7 protein-coding genes and 1 pseudogene are annotated in these 7227 nt (G+C 66.3%); 4 read left to right on the top strand and 4 right to left on the bottom strand.

The features are described from left to right. A pseudogene (locus tag A5646_RS05775) lies at window positions 1-243 on the top strand (TetR/AcrR family transcriptional regulator); the annotation flags it as partial. 11 nt (window positions 244-254) lie between these two features. On the opposite strand, the gene A5646_RS05770 reads toward A5646_RS05775, so the two are convergent. After that, window positions 255-638, bottom strand: coding sequence for a hypothetical protein (locus A5646_RS05770; RefSeq protein ID WP_197497979.1), 384 nt, complete (start codon window positions 636-638; stop codon window positions 255-257). Between the two features lie 220 nt (window positions 639-858). Here A5646_RS05770 and A5646_RS05765 point away from each other — a divergent pair, with 220 nt between their 5' ends. The 3 genes from A5646_RS05765 (at window position 859) to A5646_RS05755 (ending at window position 2869) form a co-directional block, all read left to right on the top strand. Further along, on the top strand, window positions 859-1581 hold the full coding sequence (locus A5646_RS05765) for a hypothetical protein (RefSeq protein WP_067020520.1): 723 nt from the start codon (window positions 859-861) through the stop codon (window positions 1579-1581). Continuing rightward, window positions 1578-2216: a hypothetical protein gene (locus tag A5646_RS05760; protein ID WP_067020517.1), complete on the top strand. Its 639-nt coding sequence runs from the start codon at window positions 1578-1580 to the stop codon at window positions 2214-2216. Before A5646_RS05765 ends, A5646_RS05760 begins: the two co-directional genes overlap by 4 nt. Window positions 2217-2347: 131 nt before the next feature. Beyond that, window positions 2348-2869 (top strand): hypothetical protein, encoded by a 522-nt coding sequence (locus A5646_RS05755; protein WP_066864299.1) that lies wholly within the window; start codon window positions 2348-2350, stop codon window positions 2867-2869. Window positions 2870-2923: 54 nt separating this feature from the next. On the opposite strand, the gene A5646_RS05750 is transcribed toward A5646_RS05755, so the two are convergent. From A5646_RS05750 to A5646_RS05740, 3 genes are all read right to left on the bottom strand, one after another. Next, on the bottom strand, window positions 2924-4711 hold the full coding sequence (locus tag A5646_RS05750) for an MCE family protein (protein WP_067020514.1): 1788 nt from the start codon (window positions 4709-4711) through the stop codon (window positions 2924-2926). Next, window positions 4712-6091 carry an MCE family protein gene (locus tag A5646_RS05745; RefSeq protein ID WP_066880506.1) on the bottom strand — a complete coding sequence of 460 codons (1380 nt, stop codon included), beginning with the start codon at window positions 6089-6091 and terminating at the stop codon, window positions 4712-4714. It lies immediately after the preceding gene. Beyond that, on the bottom strand, window positions 6088-7227 hold a 1140-nt coding region (locus A5646_RS05740), incomplete at its 5' end, for an MCE family protein (RefSeq protein WP_067020511.1). The genes A5646_RS05740 and A5646_RS05745, both read right to left, overlap by 4 nt.

The following is a 7227-nucleotide window of genomic DNA, read 5'->3' as shown; positions in this document are numbered from 1 at the left end:
CCCGTCGTCGTCCGGCTGCTGGCCGAGCACAAGCCGTTTCAACATTTCATGGACCGTCTGTATCGGGTGCTGCTGAGCGATGCGGGCCTGGACGGGCGGATCGAGGCCGCCATGTTCTCCGGCGCGCTGAGCACCGCGGTCATGCATCCGTTGGTGGCCGACATCGACGACGAGACCTTGCTCGAACGGGTTACCGATTTGAGCCGGCGCCTGCTCGGTCTGCCTCGACCATCCCGCGACTGACCGCGCCGCGGCTACGTGTCGGCGCGGACCCAGCTCGAGATGCCGTCGTGCGCGATACAGATCAGGAACAGACCATCGGGCGCCTGCGCGACGTAGTTCAGATAGTTCGTGCAGTCGGAGTTTTCGTCCTTGACCCCCGCCATCGGCGGTGAGCGGAACCATCGCGGCTGGTATCGCCTCGGCGAGCCGCAGAACATCAGCCGGCCCGGCTCCGAGGCGAAGGAGACGTATCCGTCGGCGACACCGAAGGCGTAGTAGGTGGTGTTGTCACACGGTGCGCCGAGAACCTGATGGGGCATGATGCCCGGGGTGCAGGCTGGGTAGTCGCAGACGGTCGGCCCGGCCGAGGCTGGCGGCGCCGCCACCACCCCGGCGCCGAGCAACGCGGCAACCATAGCCACGATTGATCGCACCCGATTACTCTGCCACACCTGAAAAGAAAATTCTCCTGGTTGGAGAAGACACCTGGGCCGAACGGTGTTCGGCGACGCGCCATGCCGAAACACCGCTGTGGCCCGCTCCCCGGCGAGCCGGCATTTCCGCATGTAAGGCCTCGGGTGGGCGGCCGACCGACGACGGCATTGAGCCCGGGCGGCGGTGATAAGCTGCTTCTCCGTGCACGATCCGGAGGGGCCTGACGCCGACCCACGTGAGGACGCGGCGCCAGACGAAGTTGCCCGGGCCGAAGCGCGGGCCGAGGCGGCGCGGGCACGCCTGTCGCAACTGCGGCGGGCCGCCGAAACCGGGAGCGTGGACGACGAGGACGGCGCCTCCCAAGACGCCGAGCAGCGCCGCGCGAAGACCCGGAAGCGGCTACGCCTGCGGCGTCCGGGACGGCCTCGGTGGCTGCGACGTCCCAAGCGAAAAACGGTAGCGGTCGGGGTGGGCTCCGTGCTCTGCACGGCCTCTGCCGCCGCGACCGGTTACATGCTGTGGCAGCACCACATCGGCGTGCATAATCGCCAACTCGCCGCGGAGTTCAGTGCGGCCGCCCGGCAGGGGATCACGGCTTTCATGTCAATCGACCCCGCTCATGCCAAGGAGGATGTCCAGCGCGCGATCGATGCCTCCACCGGCGACCAGAAGAACCAGCTGGCTGTGCTGTCGACCCTGATCGTCAATAAGGCCGAGGAGACGAAGGTCGGCAGCACGGTCACCGTCGAAGCGGTCGCCGTCCAATCGTTGAGCGACAATTCGGGAGTCGTGCTGGTGGCGGCGAAGACCACTCCCACTGGGCCGGATAACGCCAAACCGCCGCCGGCCTTGTTTCGGCTCAGCGTCAACATGGACCGCGACGGCGGCCAGCTCAAAATGTCGAAAATCGAATTCCTGCGATGACTGTCGAGCATGGCTCGTCGCCGGACGACACCGAAAAGATTGACGGAGTCCAGACTTCATCCGCCGAGGAGAACGACGGGCCGCCCGCTGGCGAGGTCCCGGCACGCACGGGCCGGCTGGCGGTGATTCGGCGCCGAGCCCGCCCGTATTTGGCACGGTGGCGTGCGATCGTCGCGACGGCGTTGGTGGTTGCCGCCGTGGGAGTCGCCGCAGGCGTGTACTTCTTCGTGTACCGGCCGGACCAGCAGGTCAATGACGCGGCGGCGGGCCGGGCAATCCGGGCGGCGTCAGACGGTGCGGTGGCGGCGCTGTCGTATTCCTACGACCATTTGAACCGCGATTTCGACAACGCGAAATCACATCTCACCGGCGACTTTCTGGCCTATTACAGCAAATTCGCCGACGAGGTCGTCGCGCCGGTGGCGGAGAAGGGACAATTGACGGCGTCCGCCAAGGTGATTCGGGCCGCGGTCTCGGAATTGCATCCCGATTTGGCAGTCGTGCTGATTTTCGTCGACCAGACGACGGCAAGCGTGCACAAGAAGGATCCCGAGAAAACGCAGAGCAGCGTCCTTGTCACGCTGAAAAAAGTCAATGGGTCCTGGCTGATTGCAAAATTCGACCCGTCCGGATAAGCGGGGTAGATCTTGTCCCAACCGTTACCTGGCAGGCCGAAGCGGTGTAACGTCATCGGTCGAGAACGCCGCAACCGACGGCGAAAAGGCGCCTATAGGCACTCTCGGATACGCGCTTCGAGGAGCACCTGATGCGTTCAGTCAAAACACTCACCACCGCAACGCTGGTTGCCGCCACCGCATTCGGCGGTTTGAGCGCTGCGCCCACTGCCCAGGCGATAACCAAGGAAGACGTGGCCCTCAACGGAACCTACCGCGCCACGTCCATCGGCGATTGGGCCCAGCGAAATGACCAGTACTTCGGCGAACCGACGGTCTACCAGGTATGGACCATCAGCTCGACGTGTGACTCGACCCTGGAATGCCATGGCACGGTGACGAGCGACCAGGGATGGACCGCGCCCCTATATATGAAAGATGGGGAGATGTGGAAGGTGAGGCGCGAAGTTCCGAACTGGGAGCGGTGCGAGGACGGTACGGCGTTCCCCGGGCAGCAGCAATACTTCTTCTTCCCGGTGAACGACAACGGCGGGTTTCAAATCGGATCACGGGTCCTCTCGGGCAAGGACAAGACGGTCGGTCCGAGCGGTGCGTGCGGGCAAAACAATTGGCTCGATATCACGATGCCGTTGCGGTTAGACCAGCTCTCCTGACCGGCCGGGCGTAGCTTCGTCGCCTCGCCCCCTGGGCCGCTTCGGCTGGCGAATTCAGGTGGGCAGCATGTCCTTCCACGTCTTGGGCGCTTTCGGAGCGACGAGATCCGACTGCTGATACAACTTCCCGTCCGGACCGACGTAACGACCGGTGTGCGGATCGTACTTTGCCACCACGACCGAGGGCGCGGGCTTAGATGCGTTGGCTCCGAACGAGCTTGGCGCGGCCTGGGGTCCGCCGCCGCCAGCCGTGTCGGCCGGTGCGGGATCGGCCGGTGCAGAGTCGGCCGGCGCGGGACCGGGAGCAACGAGCGGGGCTAACGGCAGTGCCGGCGGCGCGGCCGGCGGCGGGGGAAGTTCTCCCGCCGCAGGGACGTCGAGTGGCGCAATGGGCGGAAGGTCCGCCGACATTCGCGACATCGGCGCCAGCGCTGGTCCCGACGACGGCAACGGGGGGGCGGCGGCCCCCACCGTGCCCGGCGGCGGATTTTCTCCCCGCGGCCCCGCAGGGGCACCGCGCGGCACCGCCCCCGGCGGCAGCGGCGTTCCCTCGACCGGTCCGAAGATCCTGTCATTGGTGGTGATTCGGTCATCGGGCGGCACACCCTGGGCGATCAGGTTGGGATCCAGCGGGTAGGGACCGAGGGTGTGCTGGCGCATCGCCAGCGGCATGTACGGCTTGTCGCTGTTGCAGATTTCTACGGTCGGGGCGCGCTTACCCGGGTGACCCATGCAGGGATAGTTGCGGGCACCGCGCACCGCGATCGGTGAATCCTGCGGCAGTTTGCAATACAACCCGTCCGGTGTGTCGATGTCGGTCAGGTCGTCCGGGGACCGCCAGGTGTTGGGTGGCATGAAGCCGACCGTACAAATAGGCGGATCGTCGACCGTGGCCGCGAAGTCGCCGTAAGCCCTACCGTCCGGGTGGTTTTCACCCTGAGCGGCCTGCTCGATGGCAACGCCCGACGGCAGCAGGACCAGCAGCTGCTCGATGGAAGGGTGATAGGTGACGCCGATCTGCCCGATGGTGGTCAGGTTGGCAAGCAGCACCGGCAGCGTCGGTTTGATCTGTTCGAGAAGCCGCGACGCTTCATTCGCGGCGTCAGGGCCCTTCTCCAGGATGGTGCGGAAGTGAGAATCGTTGTTCACCAACGTATCCGAGATGCCGGCGAAGCTGTGCGCCCACGTTCGGATCGAATCGGTGGTTCGCGCCTGGGTGTCCAGCAGCGGTCCGGTGTCCTCGGTGAGGGCTCGGGTGCGGTCGACGACGCCGTTGGCGTCGCGGGACAGCGTCTTCGAGGAATCGATCAGTGACCCCAGGTCGTAACCGGAACCGTTGAAGCCCTGGAAGGACTCGTCCAGCAATTGGCCGAGCTTGGTCTTCGGGATGCTTTGGACCAACGCGTTGACCTGCTCGAGCATCGGGCCGACCGGCTGCGGAATTGTCGTGTCGCGCACGGCGATAACCGACCCGTCGTGCAGATATGGCGGCGAATTCGTCTTGGGCCGTAGGTCCACGTACTGCTCACCCACGGCGGAGACACTGAGCACCTGCGCGGTCAGGTCCGACGGGACCTTGGGTGAAGTGCTAAGCGACAGCGTCGCTTTCGCGCCGGTCGGCGTCAAACCCACCGAGGTGACCTTGCCGAGCTGAACCCCGCGGTAGGTCACATTGGAAAACCGGTACAGGCCGCCGGTGGCCGGTAGCTCCAGCGTCACCGTCATCCGGCCGATGCCCAGCAGTGTCGGCGCTTGGATGTAGAACAGGACCATCGAGATCACGCCGATGGTTCCGGCGATCACGAACACCGCCAGCTGGATCCGAACGAAGCGCGTCAGCATCTATCCACCCGCTCCCGTTCCGGGCGCCTCCGCGGGCACCGGCGATTGACCAAGACCCGCGTCGGGCACCGGGGCCGCACCCGGTGGCGGCCCGGGCAGCGGGCCCGCGTTCGGCGGCGGCCCGGGCAGCGGGGCCGCGTTCGGCGGCGGCCCGGGCAGCGGGGCCGCGTTCGGCGGCGGCCCGGGCAGCGGGCCGTAAGCCGACGACGGTCCGGGCACCGCACCCGGCGGTGGTGGCGGCAACGGCAATGCGTTGGGATCGATCCACGGCGGCCTCAGCGGGTTATGCAACGGATCGAGTGTGTAATTCAAGCGATACGGGTCCCCGGGCACCGGTGGTACGGGCATATCCAGCTGCCCCCAGTGGGTTCCCAGGAACAATCCCTTCTTGAGCCGCGGGATCGTGAGGTCGAAATCGAAATGCAGGTTGAAGAAGTCACCTCGGACCGCGCGGTCGACGAAGTTCTGGGTGAACGGGAACACGAACGATGCCGCGATGGCCGCGCCGAAGTCCGGTCCGACGTCGGCGAGCGCCTTGATGGTCGGCTCCAGGTTTTTGAGGTTCGTGACCAGGTCGGCCTGGGAGTCGTTGATCAGCCGGGTGGCGGTGTTGCTGAACACGCGAAGATGATCCAGGGCGGCCGTCAGGCGCGGCCGCTCCTTGATCAACACCTCCAGCGCCGGCGGTATCTTGCGCAGCGCGTCGGTGACCACGTCGCGTTGGTCGGCGAAGGTGGCGGCCAGCCGATTCAACGCCTGGATGGAGGCGACGAGGTTGTCGCGCTGGTCGTCCAGCGTGCCCACGAACGTGTCCAGGCGGGTGATCAGATCGCGCACCGCGCCCTCGCGCCCGGACAGGGCGGCAGAGAAATTGTGGATGACCTCGCCGATCTGTCCCAATCCGCCGCCGTTGACGACCGCGCCCAACGACGACAGCGTCTGCTCGGTCGACGGGTAGGCCGATGACCGGCTGAGTGGGATGGTGGCGCCGGGCTGCAGCCGTCCGCTGCCCTGCTGACCGAGCGGTGTGTTGAGCTCCACATGCATCGAGCCCAGCAGGCTGGTCTGACCGACGGTGGCTACCACGTTGGCGGGGACCACGACATCGCGCTTGACCGAGATCTCGACGTCGGCGTGCCAGCCTTGCACCCGCATCGTGCCGACGCTGCCGACGACGACGTCATCGATCATCACGGGCGAATTCGATTCCATCGTCCCGACATTCGGAAGTTCGACGTGGTAGATGTTGGCTCCGGGACCGCGTCCGACCGCACCGGGCAGCGGTAGCGAATTCAGGCCGTGGAATGCGCAACCCGTCGTCGTCAACGCCACGCAACAGCCGACGGTGAACACCCGCCGAGCGACCACTCGAGCGATCATTGTTGTGGCCCCTCGTCTGGGAGCAGCATGCCCGACACGGTCGGCGCCGGTGGTGGCGGCACCGGTGTCGACGGCGGCGGCGGCAGCGGCATCGCCGCGCCCGGTATCCGCGCCGGCGGCACCGCCCCCGGCGGTCCCACCGGATCACCCGGCAGGCCGGTATAGGCCGACACCTCAGGCGGGATCTCGGGCGGTCCGGGTTTCGGGCCCTCGCCGCCGGGCGCCAAGCGCGGTTCGGTGTAGAGAACCCTGGCCGGGTCGACCGACTTGGATATGAACGGGTTGATCGGAATTGGCGAATTGTTCCAGCTCGTCTGCCGCAGCCCCGGCCCCAGGAACAGGGAGCACAGCTTGCCCGATTCGACCGCGGTGATGTTCTCGATGGCACCGATCTGCGTGCAGCCCGGAGTGGACAGCAGAACCTGACCGCCCCACGTGGGATTCGACATATTCATCAGCCCGAACCCGCCGACGATGGTTCCGGTGTCCGCGTTGTAGTCGTTGAAGAAGTTGCCGAACGCGTTCGGCGCGCCGTGCAGAATGTTTTCCAGGGCCATGTGGTGATCGACCAGGTTCTGCGTGACATCGGCCAACCGGGCGATCTGCTCGCTGGTCTGGTTGCGCGTCCCGGCGATGAACCGCCGCACCTCGCCGACCGCCGTCGACAGATCGGTCAGCGCCGCATCCAGATCGGATTTGCTGTCGTTGACCACGCTGGTGAGCGTTGCGAGGCGACCGTTGAACTGCTCGATCTGCACGTTGCTGTCGCGCAGCGCGCCGACGAAGGTCTGCAGGTTCTTGATGATGTCGACGATGTTGCCGCTGCCGTTGGCGAGGATCCGGCCCACCCCGGACAGTTGAGCGAGCGTTTGCCGCAGCTTGTCGCCGTTGCCGTCGAGCGCGTCGGCGGCACTGTCGATGAACCGGCCCACCGATGTGCCCGAGACCCCGCTCTTGGGTCCCAAATCCGTTGCCAGGCGCATCAACTGGGTTTTGACTTCATCCCACTCGACCGGCACCGCGGTCCGTTCGACGGGGATGACCGCCCCGTCGCGCATGACCGGCCCACTGTCGCGATAGGCCGGCGAGAGCTGGACGTAGCGAGCGGCCACCAGATTCGGCGCGACGATCACCGC

The organism is Mycobacterium sp. 1245499.0 (assembly GCF_001673615.1).
GTDB lineage: Bacteria > Actinomycetota > Actinomycetes > Mycobacteriales > Mycobacteriaceae > Mycobacterium > Mycobacterium europaeum_A.
The sequence above is the reverse complement of the archived record's forward strand: the minus strand, read 5'-3'. Positions and strand labels throughout refer to the sequence as shown.

Bases quoted from the DNA above. Each gene is read 5' to 3' on its own strand.
- A5646_RS05770 (WP_197497979.1), bottom strand. From the start codon at position 638: ATGGTTGCCGCGTTGCTCGGCGCCGGGGTGGTGGCGGCGCCGCCAGCC.
- A5646_RS05760 (WP_067020517.1), top strand. From the start codon at position 1,578: ATGACTGTCGAGCATGGCTCGTCGCCGGACGACACCGAAAAGATTGAC.
- A5646_RS05755 (WP_066864299.1), top strand. From the start codon at position 2,348: ATGCGTTCAGTCAAAACACTCACCACCGCAACGCTGGTTGCCGCCACC.
- A5646_RS05745 (WP_066880506.1), bottom strand. From the start codon at position 6,091: ATGATCGCTCGAGTGGTCGCTCGGCGGGTGTTCACCGTCGGCTGTTGC.
- A5646_RS05750 (WP_067020514.1), bottom strand. From the start codon at position 4,711: ATGCTGACGCGCTTCGTTCGGATCCAGCTGGCGGTGTTCGTGATCGCC.